Annotated in this window: 13 protein-coding genes; 11 read left to right on the forward strand and 2 right to left on the reverse strand. The window is 46.7% G+C overall.

The window, feature by feature from the left end; translation table 11 throughout:
- The first annotated feature begins 160 nt into the window (after positions 1–160).
- Positions 161–1,960 (forward strand): FAD-dependent oxidoreductase, encoded by a 1,800-nt coding sequence (locus VL525_RS14965; RefSeq protein ID WP_325387840.1) that lies wholly within the window; start codon positions 161–163, stop codon positions 1,958–1,960.
- A 215-nt stretch (positions 1,961–2,175) separates the two neighbouring features.
- Here the strand turns inward: VL525_RS14965 and VL525_RS14970 are convergent, their stop codons facing one another.
- Entirely contained in the window at positions 2,176–2,691 is a 516-nt protein-coding gene (locus VL525_RS14970; protein WP_325387841.1) for a GNAT family protein, read from the reverse strand.
- A 68-nt stretch (positions 2,692–2,759) separates the two neighbouring features.
- Here VL525_RS14970 and VL525_RS14975 point away from each other — a divergent pair, with 68 nt between their 5' ends.
- Positions 2,760–5,159: a S9 family peptidase gene (locus tag VL525_RS14975; RefSeq protein ID WP_325387842.1), complete on the forward strand. Its 2,400-nt coding sequence runs from the start codon at positions 2,760–2,762 to the stop codon at positions 5,157–5,159.
- Between the two features lie 12 nt (positions 5,160–5,171).
- Here the strand turns inward: VL525_RS14975 and VL525_RS14980 are convergent, their stop codons facing one another.
- Positions 5,172–6,137, reverse strand: a complete 966-nt coding sequence (locus tag VL525_RS14980; protein ID WP_325387843.1) for a YeiH family protein — start codon at positions 6,135–6,137, stop codon at positions 5,172–5,174.
- A gap of 142 nt (positions 6,138–6,279) precedes the next feature.
- On the opposite strand from VL525_RS14980, the gene VL525_RS14985 reads away from it, so the two are divergent.
- The 9 genes from VL525_RS14985 to VL525_RS15025 form a co-directional block, all read left to right on the forward strand.
- Positions 6,280–6,699 (forward strand): hypothetical protein, encoded by a 420-nt coding sequence (locus VL525_RS14985; protein WP_325387844.1) that lies wholly within the window; start codon positions 6,280–6,282, stop codon positions 6,697–6,699.
- A gap of 121 nt (positions 6,700–6,820) precedes the next feature.
- Positions 6,821–7,285, forward strand: a complete 465-nt coding sequence (gene rimP / locus VL525_RS14990; RefSeq protein ID WP_325387845.1) for a ribosome assembly cofactor RimP — start codon at positions 6,821–6,823, stop codon at positions 7,283–7,285.
- A gap of 82 nt (positions 7,286–7,367) precedes the next feature.
- Positions 7,368–8,603 carry a transcription termination factor NusA gene (nusA, locus tag VL525_RS14995; protein WP_325387846.1) on the forward strand — a complete coding sequence of 412 codons (1,236 nt, stop codon included), beginning with the start codon at positions 7,368–7,370 and terminating at the stop codon, positions 8,601–8,603.
- Between the two features lie 61 nt (positions 8,604–8,664).
- Positions 8,665–11,523 (forward strand): translation initiation factor IF-2, encoded by a 2,859-nt coding sequence (gene infB, locus VL525_RS15000; protein ID WP_325387847.1) that lies wholly within the window; start codon positions 8,665–8,667, stop codon positions 11,521–11,523.
- A gap of 227 nt (positions 11,524–11,750) precedes the next feature.
- Complete coding sequence (locus VL525_RS15005) at positions 11,751–12,506, forward strand: hypothetical protein (protein WP_325387848.1); 756 nt, start codon at positions 11,751–11,753, stop codon at positions 12,504–12,506.
- Positions 12,507–12,559: 53 nt separating this feature from the next.
- Entirely contained in the window at positions 12,560–15,322 is a 2,763-nt protein-coding gene (locus VL525_RS15010; RefSeq protein WP_325387849.1) for a TonB-dependent receptor, read from the forward strand.
- Positions 15,323–15,400: 78 nt separating this feature from the next.
- Positions 15,401–16,639, forward strand: a complete 1,239-nt coding sequence (locus tag VL525_RS15015; RefSeq protein WP_325387850.1) for a DUF4249 domain-containing protein — start codon at positions 15,401–15,403, stop codon at positions 16,637–16,639.
- 26 nt (positions 16,640–16,665) lie between these two features.
- Positions 16,666–17,829 carry a DUF4249 domain-containing protein gene (locus VL525_RS15020; protein WP_325387851.1) on the forward strand — a complete coding sequence of 388 codons (1,164 nt, stop codon included), beginning with the start codon at positions 16,666–16,668 and terminating at the stop codon, positions 17,827–17,829.
- A partial coding sequence (locus tag VL525_RS15025) for a DUF4249 family protein (RefSeq protein ID WP_325387852.1) occupies positions 17,826–18,131 on the forward strand: 306 nt, incomplete at its 3' end. The genes VL525_RS15020 and VL525_RS15025, both read left to right, overlap by 4 nt.

Below are 18,131 nucleotides of genomic sequence, written 5' to 3' on the forward strand. Positions count from 1 at the left end.
CGAAAATGGATTATATGGTGTGCTTTCAAGTATAAATAAAATTGCCGTTGCGGGCAAATCCGGGTGTTGTTTTTGAAAATTATGATATTACGCGGACTATTGTTTTGCCGTAGGCAAGGTTTAACCTATTTTAGCGTTTTAGTGCTGCTGAATTAAACTAATGACCCGAAAATTACTTACACTCCTCTTACTTATTATTTCCTCCTTTGCCAATGCTGAAACCATTAAAACCGATGTACTGGTTATAGGCGGCGGCGCATGCGGCGTGGCGGCGGCCATACAAAGCGCGCGCAGTAAGGTGAAAACCCTTTTGGTGGAGCCCGGGCCATGGCTGGGCGGCACCATGACGATGGGTGGCGTATGCGTGCTGGAAGGCAACCGCGATCTGCCATCAGGTATCTGGGGCGAATTCAGGCGCCGGGTGATCGATTACTACCGGCCAAGGCTTGGTTACGATACTTCGCAAAACGCAACACTCCGTTTTGAACCCAAAACAGCCGCCGAAATACTAAAAAAGATGACCGATACGGTAAAAAACCTGACGGTAAAAATGAAAACTCCCTGGACAACCATAAAAAAAGACGGCACCGGGTGGGAAGTAGTGATCCGGGTGAATGGCGAATTGGTAACGGTAAAAGCCAAAGTAGTGGTAGACGGTACCGAGACCGGTGAAGTGGCCCTTAAAGCCGGCGCCCAATTTGTAACAGAAACAACCAACGTAACTGAAAAAGCATCGGACGAGATAGGTGATATTACCTGGATAGCCATTGTTAAAGATTTTGGTAAAAACGCCGACAAGACCATACCTAAAACAGATGGCTACGACCCGGCTTTTTACAATTACTTTAAGGGCAAGGATATAAAGCAGATGCTGAAGGCCATCGAAATACCCAATGACAAGTATATGCTTAACTGGCCGCAGGGCCATATCAACCCCGCCGACCTAAAGCCTGAAAACCAGGATCAGCTATATCAAAAAGCGAAATTACGTACGCTCGGCTTGCTGTATTACCTGCAAACACAACGCGGATTTAAAAACCTGGGGTTGGATAACCAGTTTGCAACAGGCGATCATTTGGCTTACCTGCCTTATATTAAGGAAAGCCGGCGCGTTAGGGGCATGGTGCGCATGGTGCAGGATGACATTTTAAAACCCTACAGCCGCGAATCGAAATTGTACCGCACATCCATAGGCGTGGGTGAAAGTTTTTACGATAACTCATTTGCACTTACTTACGCAGCAAGTCCACGGGATCTGACCATAGAATATCATTCGCCGTATGCAATACCGCTGGGGGCGGTAGTTGTGAGAGATCTCGAAAACCTGCTGGTGACCGAAAAAGCAATAGCCGTTACCGACCTGGTAAATGTCAGCACCATGTACCCCTCTGTTCAAATGACTTTGGGGCAGGGTGTTGGTGCAACTGCCGCCTACTGTGCTTTTTTTAAAACCACTACCAAACACCTGAATGTGCGTGTGATACAGGGCGAGATACTCGATTTTAAAGGCTACCTGGTTCCGTTTACCGATATACCACAACAAGACCCGCATTTTAGGGCCATTCAGCAGGTATGTGCAACTGGTATGTTAAAAGGCGTACAGAAAGTAGACGGCAACTCTATCGAGCTTGAGTTTGAACCGGATGCCATTGTGAACACCGATGAGGTAAAACCTGTATTGAACGAATTTTATACGCGTGCCTTTCTGTGGTTCAGCAAGGAAAAACCGGGCGACAAACTAACCCTTGGCAATCTTTTATATTTTATCAGCGATTATACCCTTACCGATCCTGAAACGCTGGAAAACGCGATCGGCAAATCGTGGAAAACCCAATTTAAACTCCCCGGCGAGTTAGATACCAAGCGCCCGGTTACCCGGCTGGAGTTTGCCGTGCTGGCAAACAGGTATTTGAACCCTTTTGGTAAAACGGTGGATATTACCGGCAGGGCGGTAAATTAGCAGCCTTGCTAAAGGAAGCAATTATTTGGCCCCCGTCGCTATAATAAATTCAACAACACTGATGACAATTAGTATTGAAAAGGCGATACCTATAACTTTAAAAGCAGACCAAAGCTTGTTGTCATTCGCGGGATCAAAAAGCCTTTTGAATAAAAATCCCATCGTTATTATTATTACGACAACTTTCAGAATGTCGAGGATTGTGAACATAAATGTTATTTAATTATCGCGTACACATGCTCATCCATTACCTCTCCGTTTTTGATGACAGCGTTACGGGACACCCCTTCCTTAACGTACCCGGCTTTTTCGAGCACCCGCATGGAGGCGGGGTTTTTGCTTAATACGCCAGCCTGTATGCGGATGATATCAAGCTTCTCAAAAGCGTAAGCGGTTACCAGTTTTACGGCTTCGGTGATGGTACCCTTACCCCATAACTCCTCGCTGAGCCAATAGCCAAGCAGGGCGGTTTTTCGGTAAACATCTTCGCGTGGTTCAAGGCCGATACCACCTATCACCTCGTCATTAATCGTGATGGCAAAATTGAGCAGTGGCTCTGGTTGATCGATAAGCCTTTCAACCCACCATATAGCATCAACCATGGTGTAAGGCGATGGGAACCTGTCCAGCAGGTACCGCGATATGTTGGTATTATCGGCATGTTTTTGCAGGGATATCTCGTCGCCTTTTTTCCAGCCGCGCAGGGTAAAACCGTTTCCGTGCAATTCCATCTGTAAACTTTTGGTGACTAAAATAATAATATTAATCATTTGCTAACTTGCATCCGATTAACTGGATCATGAAAAAACTTTTTACGCTACTACTCCTGGCGGCAACGGCCAATTGCTTTGCCCAAAAATTAGATAAACTTACGGTCGAAAAGATCATGCGCGATCCGAAATGGATAGGCACATCGCCCTCAAACATCTATTGGGGCGACGATAATAAAACACTATATTTCGATTGGAGCCCCGATACAGGCCGCGAAACTTTGTACAGTATTTCCGTCGACAATACCACCCCGGTTAAGGTGAGCGTTGCCGACCGCAAGGCGCTGCCATCAGAAAACGGCGACTGGAACAAAAAACATACGGTTAAGGTATATGAAAAGTATGGCGATCTTTTTTTGTACGATGCTGCAAAAAACAAAAGCGTACAGCTTACGCATACTACCGACCGGGAAAGCAATCCGCGTTTCAGTGGCGATAACAGCAGTATCCTGTTTGTGAAAGGCGATAACTTATTCAATCTGAATTTAAGCAGCGGCGAATTGGACCAGCTAACCAATTTCAGCCATTCAGCTGAAAGTAAACCAGCGCCAGGCAGGCGCGGCAAGCAGGAAAATAGCACGGCTTCTGCAAGCAGCCAGCAGGAAAAATGGCTGAAAGTGCAGCAACTGGAGTTATTCGACATCATCAAAAAAGACGAAAAGGAAACCAAAGCTGACGAAGCCGAACGCAAGGAACTGGAGCCAAAGAAGCTGAAAGAGATCAACGTAGACGATAAACGTATCAATCGCCTGGGCATAAGCCCCGACGGCCGTTACATCACCTACCGCCTTATTACGCGCCCGAAAGATGAAAAGCGGACCATCGTGCCTGATTTCGTTACTTCTACCGGCTTTACTGCGGATATAGTAAACCGCGAAAAGGTAGGCGGCCCGCAGTCCACCTCTGAATCGTTTATTTTCGACACCCAAAAAGACACTCTTTACCGCCCCTTTATCAGCGATATTCCGGGGATAAAGGATATACCCGCTTATATAAAGGATTATCCTAAAGAACTGGAAGAATACACCAAAAGGAATGCCGACAGGGACGTGGTTATTGAAGGGCCTTTCTGGAGCGGAGACGGTAAAAACGCAGTTGTAGTTATAGCCGCGGATGACAATAAGGACCGCTGGGTAATGAGGCTTGACCCCGCAACGGGGCATCTTAAACTAATAGACCGCCAGCACGACGATGCCTGGGTTGGTGGCCCGGGTATAGGCGGTACTTATTACGAGGGTAATGTGGGGTGGCTGGATAATACACATTTTTACTTCCAGAGCGAGGCGAGCGGCTATTCGCACATCTACGTGGCCGATGTGGCCACCGGCGATAAAAAACAAATGACCAGCGGCAAATGGGAGGTGCAAACACTCGATCTGTCGAGAGATAAAAAGACTTTTTACTTTACTGCCAACATGGAACACCCCGGCGTAACGGATTATTACCGGATGCCGGTTGCCGGCGGTACGCCTGTCAAACTAACTTCGATGAAAGGGGGCAATGAGGTTACCTTGTCGCCGGACGAGAAATGGCTGGCTATACGCTATTCCTATACCAATAAACCGTTCGACCTATACCTGCAGCCCAATAAACCCGGCGCAAAAGCGGTAAAGGTCACCAACTCGGTAAGTGAGGAGTTCAACTCGTACCCCTGGCGCACGCCTGAGATCATCACCTTTAAAAACCGTTACGGCAGCGATGTGTATGCACGGGTGTATGAACCTAAAACCCCCGACCCAGCTAAACCGGCGGTGGTATTTGTGCACGGGGCGGGCTATCTGCAAAACGCCACTTATTCGTGGACGCACTATTTCAGGGAGTATATGTTCAACAACCTGCTGGCAGATAACGGCTACTATGTGATGGACATTGACTATACCGCCAGCGCAGGATACGGGCGCGACTGGCGTACGGGCATTTACCGCCACATGGGCGGGAAAGACCTGACCGACCAGGTAGACGGTGTAAAATACCTGGTGGAAAAATACGGCGTTAACCCCAAACACGTGGGGATGTACGGCGGCTCGTATGGCGGATTTATGACGCTGATGGCCCTGTTTACCGAACCGGATGTGTTTACCTCAGGTGCGGCCATACGTTCCGTTACCGACTGGGCGCACTATAACAATGGCTACACCGCCAATATCCTGAATCTTCCTTATACCGATGAAAAAGCTTATCGCCAAAGTTCGCCTATCTACTTTGCCAATGGGCTGAAAGGTAATTTGCTGATGCTGCACGGCATGATTGATCAGAATGTAAACTTCCAGGATATTGTAAGGCTAACCCAAAAATTGATAGAGTTGCATAAAGATAACTGGTCATTAGCGCCCTACCCGGTAGAAGATCATGATTTTAAACAACCCAGCAGCTGGACAGACGAATATAAACGGATATTTAAACTGTTTGAGGAAACGCTGAAGAAGTAGTACAACAGAAAATCAAAAATGCGTTATAACCCATAAAGAGGTTACAGATATTATTGTCCATAGCAAAACCCCCTGCAACAGGGGGACCAACCCGACTGTCTTCAGCGTTTTGAATGATAGACTGGTTCCTATCAAAAACAGGGTAAGCGTGAGCCCGGTTTTGGACACAGACGTGATATAGGGCACTAACGGTTTTATAATGGGTATGTATGTGTTGATGAGCATTGCCAGGATAAATAAGCCGATGAAATAGGGTATGCTAACCTTCCTGCTCCCGGTTTTGAACAGCGCCGATGTAAGAAAGGCCACCGGGATGATCCATAAGGCCCGCGCCAGTTTAACTGTAGTTGCTACCTCTAAGGCCTGCTGCCCGTAATGCGAGGCCGCGCCTACTACCGAACTGGTATCGTGTATAGCGATGGCGCACCACAAGCCAAATTGGTTTTGAGACAAATGAAGCCTGTGCCCAATTGCGGGGAAAAGAAACAGGGCAACGGAATTGAGGATGAAAATAGTTCCCATCGCCACGCTGATCTGTTTTTCCTTCGCCTGGATAACCGGCGATAAAGCCGCAATGGCGCTGCCTCCGCAAATGGCCGTTCCGGCCGAAATGAGGAAGGATGTTTTTTTATCGATCTTCATCAAACGCCCGGCAACAAGTCCGATGGATAACACGCTGACGATGGATATCGATGTAAATAAAAAACCATCTTTACCCGCGCTTACCGCACTGTGTATATTCATGCCAAAACCTAAACCCACGACAGCAATTTTGAGCAGCCAGGCGGTTATTTTGTGGCTGGCCTGTGCAAACGGATGCCCGACAAACTGGGCAAATATAATTCCAAGTAATAATGCAAGCGGCGGGTTGACAAAAGGGAAAAGGCATAAAAATGCGACTGACAGGAAAATTATTTTACGGGCGGCGGGGTTTAACACCAATTTAAATCCGGCCGGTTTACTATAATGAGCGTCCATTTTATTAATTATTGAGCGGCACAAAATTGCGAACGGGCTATTTACCGGTCAAATCGCTTGTGTTAATCCGTCATTACTTTAAGTTATTGAATCAACGAGCCATCAATAACCAATTAATCCTAACTATCTTAGCGTTATTAATATGAAGCCACGTTTTTTGCTCTTGGTATTGATTTGTTTTGGTTGCAGCAGTAAGCCGCCTGACAAGGATATTGTAATAACGCTGACCGGTAACCACCAGTCGCTCAAAATTTCAGGGTTTGACAGGGCGATCATCAATGAGATAGGCAGGGATACCAGCGACCAGGTGTGGCAAACCTTACTCCCGGTTTACCGGATGCCGAAGGACACCGATATGAAAGATTTTCAAAAAGAGCAGCCAGGTCATTATAATATACAGGATAGTTTGGTAATTTTTACGCCCGACACGCCCTTCGCTAAAGGGAAAACCTATTTTTTGAGGTATTATAATTATAGTGGTTCGAAGGATGCATGGCAATATGTTCAGAAAAAGAAAGGCACAGGCGGGGCAACCCATAAAGATTTGCTTTTTAGATATTAAGGCCATTGATTTTTAAATAAAACTTCTTATATTTGCATCGTAATTTAAAGAACGCGAGGGGGCCGAAGCCCCCTCTTTTATTTTACCAGCGTCAAACCCCTGTCGAAAAACAATACCGGCAATGGATATCGAAAAGAGAGTAACCGAACTTGTTGAGGAAAAGATAGCAGATAAACCTGAATTGTTTTTGGTGAGCGTTAAAATGCAACCCGGCGGCAAACTGGTGATATTAATGGATGGCGACAAGGGAATAGGTATAGCAGATTGCGCGGCCATTAGCAGGCATGTAGGCTTTCACCTGGAAGAGGAAAACGTGATAGAGACTGCCTACAACCTGGAAGTATCTTCGCCGGGTATCGATCAGCCGCTGACCATGCCAAGGCAGTTTGTAAAAAACGTTGGCAGGACATTAGCATTGAAAATGGCCGATGGCAGCAAGCGGGAAGGCAAGCTGAGCGGGCTTACGGAAGACGCCATTATTATAGAAGAAACAAAAAAAGAAAAAGGGAAAAAGGCCGAACAGGTTGAAAGCGTTATCCCGATAGGACAAATAACAGAAACAAAAGTTGTAATATCATTTAAGTAAGAAACCATCATGAGCAGCCGCTTAAAAAAACACGCTCATGATAGCTGCATTACAGTTAAAGAACAAATAATTTCAATGCAAAATGAGCAATATTAATTTGATCGATTCCTTCCAGGAATTTAAGGATTTCAAAAACATTGACCGCCCCACGATGATGAGCGTGCTTGAGGATGTATTCAGAAGCATGATCAGGAAAAAGTATGGTACAGACGAAAATTGCGACGTGATCGTAAACACCGACAACGGTGACCTTGAAATTTGGCGCACACGTACCGTTATGGAAGACGGCTTTTCGGAGGATGACGACCTGGAAATAGAATTGGCAGAGGCCCACAAAGTAGATGAGGACCTGGAAGTTGGTGATGAATTTGTGGAGCAGATAACGCTGGAAAGCTTTGGCCGCCGCGCTATACTTGCGGCACGCCAAACACTGGTATCGAAGATACTGGAGCTGGAAAAGGATGAGATATTCAAAAAATATAAAGACCGTGTGGGCGAGATAGTTACCGGCGAGGTTTACCAGGTTTGGAAAAAGGAAACTTTGGTGCTTGACGACGAGGGTAACGAATTATTGTTGCCAAAATCGGAACAGATACCTGCCGATTATTTCAAAAAAGGCGATAACGTAAAGGCGGTAGTTAGCAAGGTGGATATGCTAAACAGCAACCCGAAGATCATCATTTCGCGCACCGCGCCTGATTTCCTGCAGCGTTTATTCGAGCTTGAAGTACCAGAAATATTCGACGGTTTGATCACCATCAAAAAGATCGTTCGCGAGCCGGGCGAAAGGGCCAAGGTAGCGGTGGAATCGTACGACGACCGTATCGATCCGGTAGGAGCCTGTGTTGGTATGAAGGGATCACGCATCCACGGCATCGTCCGCGAACTAAAAAATGAAAATATAGACGTAATTAACTATACGAATAATTTGCAGCTGTATATTCAGCGCGCTTTATCGCCTGCCAAGATCACGTCCATCAAACTGGATGACGAGAAAAAGACAGCAGCCGTGTATTTAAAACCCGACCAGGTGTCATTGGCTATTGGCCGTGGCGGACATAATATCAAATTAGCAGGCAAGTTAACCGGCTATGAGATAGATGTTTACCGCGAAGCCGACGAGCAGGATGAGGATGTGGATATCGAAGAATTCTCAGACGAAATTGATGGCTGGATAATTGACGAGTTTAAACGCATTGGTTTGGATACTGCAAAAGCAGTGCTGGCTTTGACCATTGGCGAGTTGGTAAAACGTACCGACCTGGAGGAAGAAACCGTCAAAGAAGTGGTGTCAATTCTGCAGGCAGAGTTTGAATAAACGGGATAAGCAAAATTAAAATCGTATTTTTGCAAAAAACCAAAGAGAAAAAAAGTATTTAATGTCAGAAGACAAATCAATAAAATTAATAAAAGCAGTAAAAGAACTGAACATTGGTATGGGTACCATTGTCGATTTTTTGGCTTCCAAGGGGTTTAAAGTAGATAAGCACCCGATGGCCAAATTGGACGGCGATATGTACAATACTTTGCTCAAGGAATTTGCTGCGGACAAAATTATTAAGGAAGAAGCCAAGCAGATCGCGATCGGCAAGATCAGGAAAGACGAGCCTGGCTTTGTACCTGACAAACCAAATGAAGCGCCACGGCGGTCGAGGGATTTCGAGAACGAAGAGATCCTGATAAAAGGCGCCACCAATTTTGTGCCGCCGGTTGAAAAACCGAAGGCCGAGCAGCCGAAGGCGGAAGAACGTGCTGAGGTTACTTTGCCGGGCGTTAAAGTTGTTGGTAAGATCGACCTGGACGCACCTGCCCCCCAGCCTGAAAAGAAAGAGGAGCCGGAAGCAGTAATCCAAAAAGCGCCTGAACCAGAGGCTAAAGTTGAACCAAAACCTGAAGCTCCGAAGCCTGAACCGGTAGTGGAGAAGAAGGAAGAAATAAAACCACCGGTTGCAGCTGTACCAGCGCCAAAACCAGTTGTTGAACAGCCTGAAGAAGATGAAGTGATAAGGGCAAAAGCGGCAAAGCTGACAGGGCCGAACGTGGTAGGCAAAATACAATTACCTGTCGACCCATCGCGGAGGAACCAGCCGGTGGCCTCGTCGTCAAACACGGCGGGTAATGCAGCCGATCATAAGCGCAAAAGAAAACGCAAGGACCATCCGCAGGGTGGCGGACCTGGCAACGGCCAGAATCCGCAGCAAGGCGGGGGCGGTCAAAACCGTCCGGGTGGCTTTGCCGGCAACCGTGGCCCGGGCCAGGGTGGAAATGGACGTGGTGATTTCAGGAACAGGAACGCCGCGCCGGGTACACCAAAAGAAGAACCATCAGAAAAAGAGATACAGGACCAGATCAAAGCAACACTTGCACGTTTAAGCGGAGCAGGTAAATCGGGTAAATTTGCACAGCGGGCCAAATTCCGCAGGCAAAAACGTGATGACGTTGCTGCTTCGGCAGAAGAACTGGCACTGGAACAAGAGCTGCAATCGAAGGTATTAAAGGTTACCGAGTTTGTTACGGCAAATGAGCTGGCTTCGATGATGGACGTTTCAGTTACACAGATCATATCAACCTGTATGAGCCTGGGCATGTTCGTGTCCATCAACCAAAGGCTTGATGCGGAAACATTGGCTATTGTTGCCGATGAATTCGGCTACCAGGTTGAGTTTGTAAAACCACAGGACGAAGAGGCCAACCTGGATACCCCGGATGATCCAAAGGACCTGAAACCACGTGCGCCGATAGTAACCATCATGGGTCACGTCGATCATGGTAAAACATCGCTGCTCGATTTTATACGCAAAACAAATGTTATAGCCGGTGAGGCCGGGGGCATAACCCAGCACATTGGCGCATACGAAGTTACCCTGCCGGAAAATAAAGGAAAGATCACCTTCCTGGATACACCGGGCCACGAAGCGTTTACCGCTATGCGTGCCAGGGGTGCGCAAGTGACAGATATTGTGATCATCGTTATAGCTGCTGACGACAGCGTGATGCCTCAAACCCGCGAGGCCATCAACCACGCCCAGGCCGCCGGCGCTCCGATGATATTTGCTTTTAATAAGATAGATAAACCCGGCGCCAATACGGATAAGATACGTGAGCAGCTTTCGCAAATGAATATCCTGCTGGAAGAATGGGGAGGTAAATACCAGTCGCAGGAGATATCAGCCAAAACAGGGCTTAATATTGATAAGCTTTTAGAAAAGGTATTGCTTGAAGCTGAATTGCTTGAACTGACCGCTAACCCTAACAAAAGGGCCATTGGTACGGTAATAGAAGCTGCACTTGATAAAGGCCGCGGTATAGTAACTACTGTATTGGTACAAGCCGGCACGCTACGCGTTGGCGATCCGATACTAGCTGGCTGTTACAGCGGGCGTGTAAAAGCATTGACCAACGAACGCGGGCAAAGGGTTGAACTGGCAGGGCCATCCACACCGGTACAGGTGCTGGGCATGCAGGGTGCACCAACCGCGGGCGATAAGTTCAATTCGCTTGAAAGCGAAGTGGAGGCACGCGAGATAGCCAACAAGCGCATGCAACTGCAGCGCGAACAAGGCTTGCGTACACAAAAACATATTACCCTTGACGAGATAGGCCGCCGTTTGGCAGTGGGCAACTTTAAGGAACTGAACATTATTGTAAAAGGTGATGTTGACGGTTCGATAGAGGCTTTATCAGACTCGTTGCTGAAACTATCGACCGAGCAGATACAGGTTAATATTATATCCAAAGCCGTAGGCCAGATATCCGAATCCGATGTACTGCTTGCTTCGGCGTCGGATGCTATCATCATCGGTTTCCAGGTGCGCCCGTCAGGCGGTGCGCGTAAACTGGCCGAGCAGGAACAGATCGACATCAGGCTTTACTCTATCATCTACGATGCTATCAACGAGATAAAGGCTGCCATGGAAGGTATGCTCGCGCCGACATTTGAAGAGAAAATAGTTGCCAATGTTGAGATACGCGAAACATTCAAGATCAGCAAGGTTGGTACTATTGCCGGCTGTATGGTACTGGATGGTAAAATAACCCGCAACAGCAAGATCCGCGTAATACGCGAAGGCGTGGTAGTTTTCACCGGCGAACTGGCATCGTTAAAACGTTTCAAAGATGACGTGAAGGAAGTTAACACAGGTTACGAGTGCGGTTTGAATATATTGAACTACAATAATATTGAAGTAGGCGATATAGTTGAAGCTTATGAGAATGTGGAAGTAAAACGCAAGCTGTAAACCATCAAATATTTATCCTGAAGAAAGGCGCCGGAATATTCCGGCGCCTTTCTTTTTTTCTATCCTCCGGCATGTAATTTTTTTTCATAAAATTTGGATTAACTAATTTTTTAGTATATTTCATTTCTGAAACCGGACGTATTGGTATGTTTTTAGCAAAACGTCTTGATTTCTAAGGGGAAGTACCGTACTTTCCGTTTCCATTAGCCTAAAAATACTATTGTCGCATGAAAAGAACCTATTCCAAACAAACGTTTTTGTTCCTGAGTTGCCTGTTTTTAACCGGCAAATTATTTGGCCAGGAAGCCCGGGTTGACAGTTCAAACTTACAAAGCGCCAAGGACGCCATCGTTTCCAACTTTTACCTCGCTGCAGGGCAGCAGTCGCGGCTATATAACGGGATGGAGTACTTTCCTTATGATCGCAGTATAAAAGGCAATGCGCTTTTTCCACTGGATGCGGAGACCTGGGCCACCGGCGAGGTTACGTACGACGGGTTTGTGTACAAAGGCGTGCCGATGATGTATGATATTTATAAGGATAAACTGGTAGTATTGCTGTACAACCATTTTACCGCATACGCTTTACTGGAGGATCGCGTACACGATTTTAGTTTTTCGGGGCATCGCTTTGTCCGCGTGAATGCCGATTCGCTGGTTAACGACAGGTCGGGCATAACAACCGGGTTCTACGACCAGTTGTATAATGGCAATAAAGTGGAAGTACTGGCAAAAAGGGTAAAAACGATCCAAAACTCCACCAATATCAGCGCAACGCTCGAAACCTACTTCCTGGAAAACCATTCCTACTACATGCGAAAAGGAAACACTTATTATAAAGTAAGTAGCCAGGGGTCATTTCTTGATGTAATGAAGGACAAAAAAGCAGTGATACAAAAATACATGAGGGACAATAACCTGAAATTCCGCCGCGACCCGGAAGGAGTTATGGCAACAGTTGCCTCCTACTACGATAAGTTATAATAACTACCAAAAGACATCACCAAACTCAAATTATTGAACGAATAATCATTCTGATGAAAAAAGTTTACTTCTTAAGCTTGTGCTTTGCACTTATTTTCAAACTGGCCACGGCACAGGATGTAAATAAAAAAACGATCAGCGTTAATTTTCAACAGGCGAATATAGAGCAGGTGGTAAAAGACCTGGAGTCGAAAACCGGCTATCACTTCTATTACAACCCGCCACAGTTTGACAGCCTGAAGGTTACGGTGGAAGCTTCCGGCAAAACGCTTGAGGCCGTACTGAACATGGCTTTTGAAAAAACCGATTTTCATTACACCATCAGGGACCAGTTTGTATTTCTGACCAAAGGCCGGCAGGTGAGTGCAACGCTGGCGCCGGGTTTTTTTAATACCGAACCGTCCACTGCCCCTGCAACCGCTGCGGTAACCGATTATACGGAAGAGAAGCAGGCAAAAGTTCCCGAAGCAACTACAGAGAACAAACTGTATACCATCGGCATCCGCACCAACACCATTAAACCGGGCAATTCGACATTAGCGGGTTACGTGCGTAATATTAAAACCGGCGAGGCCATCATTGGCGCAAGTATTTATAACCCCGATAACAAATTGGGTACCGCAACCGACCAGTTCGGGTATTATTCGCTTACCATGCCGCGCGGCAGGATCACACTGATCATCAAAGGGCTGGGCATGAAAGACACCCGCCGACGGATCGTCCTCTATTCGGACGGCAAACTGAATATCGAAATGCAGGAACAGGTGACCTCGCTTAAAGAGGTGCAAATATCGGCAGAAAAGGTGGCCAACGTAAAGAGCACGCAAATGGGTGTCAACAAACTGGATATACGAAGCATTAAGCAAATCCCGACCGCCTTTGGCGAGGCCGACGTATTGCGTGTGGTACTTACATTGCCGGGCGTACAATCGGTTGGAGAAGCTACTACCGGTTTCAACGTGCGGGGCGGGGCTGCCGATCAAAACCTGATCCTGTTTAACGACGCAACCATTTATAACCCGTCGCACTTTTTCGGCTTTTTCTCAGCTTTTGACCCCGACATCGTAAAAAATATCGAACTGTATAAGAGTACCATACCGGAGAAATACGGAGGCCGCCTGTCGTCAGTTTTGGATGTAACAGACAGGGAAGGCAATAAGAAGAAATTCACCGGCTCGGCAGGCATCGGGTTGCTTACCAGCCGCCTTGCTGTGGAGGGGCCGATAATAAAGGATAAAACCTCCTTCATTTTTGGCGGCCGCACCACCTATTCCGACTGGCTGCTGCATTTGCTGCCGGAGGCTTACAAACATAGCTCGGCATCGTTTTATGACCTTAACCTGGGAATAAGTCACCAGATAAATGATAAAAACACTATTTACCTGATGGGTTACTGGAGCCAGGACAAATTCAGGCTGAACAGTGATACCGCCTATGCCTACAGTAACAAAAATGCTAATATCAAATGGAAGCACAATTTCAGCAATAAGCTTTATAGCGTAATACTGGCCGGTGTTGATCATTATGATTACAGCATCACAAGCAGCGCAAACCCGGTGGATGCCTATAGGCTAAAGTTTGGCGTTAATCAAAGCAATTTCAAAACTGACTTCACCTATTATCCTAACCCCAAGCACACGGTCGATTTTGGTATAAGCGGGATATATTATAAACTGAACCCCGGCGATGAAGAAGCAAATGGCGAAAAATCGCTGGTTATTTCGCAGGTAGTTCCCCAGGAACAGGCATTGGAAAGCGCCCTCTACATCGGCGATAAGTACGATGTTACGCAGGACTTTTCCATCAGTGCCGGTATAAGGTATTCGCTGTACGCGTCACTTGGCCCGGCAACTGTCGACCGTTATGCTCCTAACCTGCCAAAAGAAAGCGTGAACGTGCTTGACAGCGTCACTTATGGTAAAAACAAGGTGATGAAAACCTACAAAGGACCGGAAATAAGGATCTCCGCACGTTATAACCTAACCGACGACATCTCGGTTAAAGCTGCCTATAACACGCTGCGGCAGTATATTCACCTGTTATCTAACACCACGGCTATCTCGCCTACCGACACCTATAAACTAAGCGACCCTAACGTGAAGCCGCAATTCGGTCAGCAGGTGTCACTGGGATTATACCGCAACGCGAAATCAAACACGATAGAAACGTCGGTTGAGGTTTATTATAAAAAGATAGACGATTATCTTGACTATAAAAGCGGCGCTACCCTGCTGCTGAACCAGCATATTGAACGCGACGTGGTGAACACTAAAGGCAAGGCCTACGGTGTCGAGTTCCTGGTGCGCAAAACGGCTGGTAAATCAAACGGCTGGATAAGTTACACCTATTCGCGCACTTTCCTGAAACAGGATGATCCGACAGCCGGAGAGCTCATCAATGGTGGCAATTGGTACCCTGCCAATTATGACAAGCCGCATAATTTCAACTTTAATGGCAACTACCGGTTTAGCCACAGGTTCAGCGTATCGCTTGACCTTACTTACAGCACGGGCCGGCCGATCACGCTGCCCATAGCCAAGTACGAATATGGCGGCGCGGAACGGGTGTATTATTCGGACAGGAACGCCTACCGGATACCGGATTACTTCAGGACCGACCTTTCGATGAATATAGAGGGCAACCACAAGGTGCACCAGCTAACCCATAACTCGTGGTCGATCGGGGTATATAACCTGACGGGCCGCGCCAATGCGTACTCTACCTTCTTCCAGGAGCAGGGAGGGGCGATAAACGGTTACCAGTTGTCCATATTTGCCAGGCCGATACCATTTATCAACTATAATATTCGGTTTTAAAAATGGAACCCCGGGGCTACATATATGTAATGACTGTTTCGGCAATGATGATGGGTGCATGTAAGAAGCCTTGTGCACTTGTCGTTACCAGCAACGATCATTGCGACTGCGCCCTGGGCGGTACCAACGTTAAACCAGCTTTTTGGAGATGATATGGAAAGGGCAGCAGGGAAATATATGATCTTATCAGGTGGCGCTATAGCGATAGTGCTTTCTGTTTTTTACAGTTGTCGCAAACCATACAGCCCGAAAGCAATATCGGCCGGCGATGTTCATTACCTGGTGGTTGAAGGTGTGATCAATCCTGGCAGCGATCTGACTATCATCAAACTTAGCCGCACAGTAAAAATAGACAGCAAAACGTCGGCTAACCCCGAATCAAACGCACAGGTAGCTGTAGAAAGTGATGACAATGGCGTATATACGCTGAATGAGAATGGGCCCGGACAATATACTTTCGCCGGCCTGAACCTTGATAACAGCCGTAAATACCGCTTGCGTATAAAAACATCGAATGGTGAAGAATACCTGTCGGACCTGGTTGACGTTAAGATTACCCCACCTATCGATAGCGTCGGCTTTAACGTATTAAAGGACAGCCTGCAGGTGTATGTGAATACGCACGACCCTACCGATAAAACAAGATATTATCGCTGGGATTTCGACGAAACCTGGCAGTTTCATGCAAGATATCCGTCATTGTATTACTCTGACGGCACAAAGCTTTTGGAACGCGATGTGAACCACAATATCTATTATTGTTATGGCAGTGATTCTTCTCCCGATATTGTTTTAGGTTCAACGGCCAAACTGTCGCACGATGTAGTTTACGAGGGACAGATATCAATGATACGCGGGACCTCGGAAAAGGTTGAGCGGGAATACAGCATCCTGCTGAGACAATATGCCCTTACCGAAGATGGCTTTAAATATTGGCAGATACTGAAAAAAAACACCGAACAGCTTGGAAGTATATTTGCCGTGCAGCCTTCGGAGTTGACCGGCAATGTTCATTGTATTTCCAATCCGTTGCTGCCGGCCATTGGTTATGTGAGTATTTGCACGGTACAATCGAAACGTGTTTTTATAACCAACTATTCGTTTCCCGATACCTGGCAGCCCATATATCCTTATACCTGCGGCATAGACAGTATAAAGACAAACCTGTATGATAACCTGATACGCCCCGGAAGCGGCCTGTTAGCGCTTGATCCGATAGGGGATTACAGGAACCCGTCCGGGTATACGGCCACAACGGTTGAATGCGCCGATTGCACTATACGGGGAACCACTACACGACCAGATTTTTGGAAATGAAAAGCGCGGGAGAACATAATATAAATATGATGGTCGGGGTTATAATCCTGCTGGCGGGAGGCTGCAAAAAGCATTATACCCCCCCTGCCGTTTCGGCGCCTAATAATTACCTGGTGGTTGAGGGTATAATAGCGGCCGGGCAGGATTCGACGGTTATAACGCTTAACCGTTCTGTAAATATTGCGCAAAGATCGGTACACAGGCCCGAGTCAGGTGCAACGGTAATTGTCCAGAGCGACAAGGGTGCAAACTATCCACTCGCTCAAACAGACAGCGGCAGGTACGCATCGGCACCATTGAACCTGGACAACAACAGTAAGTATAAACTACTAATCAAAACTGTTGACGGCCGTACTTATGAATCGGACTACGAACCGGTAAAAGTAACGCCGGCCATCGATACGCTTGGATATAACATAACAACTGACGGGTTGAGCTTCTATACAAATGCGCATGATCCGGCAAACAATACTCACTTTTACCGATGGGATTATACGGAGACTTACATGTTTCTTACCCCTTTGATCTCGCTTTACAAATACATTCCGTACCCCTTTTATTTTGCAAATCGTGTCATTAGCCGAAAACCATCTGAATTAATACATACTTGTTATATAACATTAAATTCCAGCACAATTATTTTGAATTCGTCGGCCAAGCTTCGCGAGGATGTTATAAACGATAATCCTATAACGCAAATATCGTCAAGCTCGGAAAAGATCTATTATCGGTATAGCATTATAGTAAGGCAATATGCATTAACTCAAAAAGCTTATGAGTTTTGGACGCTGCTTAAAAAAAATACCGAGCAACTGGGCACTATCTTCGATGCGCAGCCATCGGGAATAACCGGGAACCTGCATTGCACATCTGACCCTAAGGAACCTGTTATCGGATACATCAGCGCAGGCACCATCTCAAAAAAACGGATATTTATTGACCGGACTGAGTTACCAGCATGGCCCTTCGACCCGCCGCAATGCAAACCAACCGGTTTAGGCTGGAAAAAGAAGGAAAATGTGCCGGCTGAATTGGCAGACAGCGTTTTTATACCGTTAGGTCCAATAATGACCGGATATGACCCGATCGCAAAGGACAGCACCTATAGTGTACCTGTTGGCTATTACGACTGTGTGAATTGCCGATATCACCTGAATGGAAAAACACAAAAGCCTGATTTTTGGAAATGACGAAGAGAATAATTTATATGCTAACTATTTTACTGGTATGGTTTGGTTGTAAAAAGCCTTACCAGCCGGTTGCTATTACTACAGATAGTAATTACCTGGTTGTTGAAGGTACTATCAACACCGGCAATGATTCGACGATAATCAGGCTGAGCCGTACAGTGAAGCTTTCGTCTTCGCAGCGATCAAATCCCGAGCTGAATGCCATGGTGATAATAGAAAGCGATGCGGGTGGCACTTATGCCTTGCCCGATGCAGGTAACGGCTATTATAAAGCAGGTCCTTTAGGTTTAAGTGCATCCAAC

Source organism: Mucilaginibacter sp., from assembly GCF_035492695.1.
GTDB lineage: Bacteria > Bacteroidota > Bacteroidia > Sphingobacteriales > Sphingobacteriaceae > Mucilaginibacter.

Coding starts and splice junctions, on each gene's coding strand:
- VL525_RS14965 (WP_325387840.1), top strand. CDS start 161: ATGACCCGAAAATTACTTACACTCCTCTTACTTATTATTTCCTCCTTT.
- VL525_RS14970 (WP_325387841.1), bottom strand. CDS start 2,691: ATGGAATTGCACGGAAACGGTTTTACCCTGCGCGGCTGGAAAAAAGGC.
- VL525_RS14975 (WP_325387842.1), top strand. CDS start 2,760: ATGAAAAAACTTTTTACGCTACTACTCCTGGCGGCAACGGCCAATTGC.
- VL525_RS14980 (WP_325387843.1), bottom strand. CDS start 6,137: ATGGACGCTCATTATAGTAAACCGGCCGGATTTAAATTGGTGTTAAAC.
- VL525_RS14985 (WP_325387844.1), top strand. CDS start 6,280: ATGAAGCCACGTTTTTTGCTCTTGGTATTGATTTGTTTTGGTTGCAGC.
- rimP (WP_325387845.1), top strand. CDS start 6,821: ATGGATATCGAAAAGAGAGTAACCGAACTTGTTGAGGAAAAGATAGCA.
- nusA (WP_325387846.1), top strand. CDS start 7,368: ATGAGCAATATTAATTTGATCGATTCCTTCCAGGAATTTAAGGATTTC.
- infB (WP_325387847.1), top strand. CDS start 8,665: ATGTCAGAAGACAAATCAATAAAATTAATAAAAGCAGTAAAAGAACTG.
- VL525_RS15005 (WP_325387848.1), top strand. CDS start 11,751: ATGAAAAGAACCTATTCCAAACAAACGTTTTTGTTCCTGAGTTGCCTG.
- VL525_RS15010 (WP_325387849.1), top strand. CDS start 12,560: ATGAAAAAAGTTTACTTCTTAAGCTTGTGCTTTGCACTTATTTTCAAA.
- VL525_RS15020 (WP_325387851.1), top strand. CDS start 16,666: ATGATGGTCGGGGTTATAATCCTGCTGGCGGGAGGCTGCAAAAAGCAT.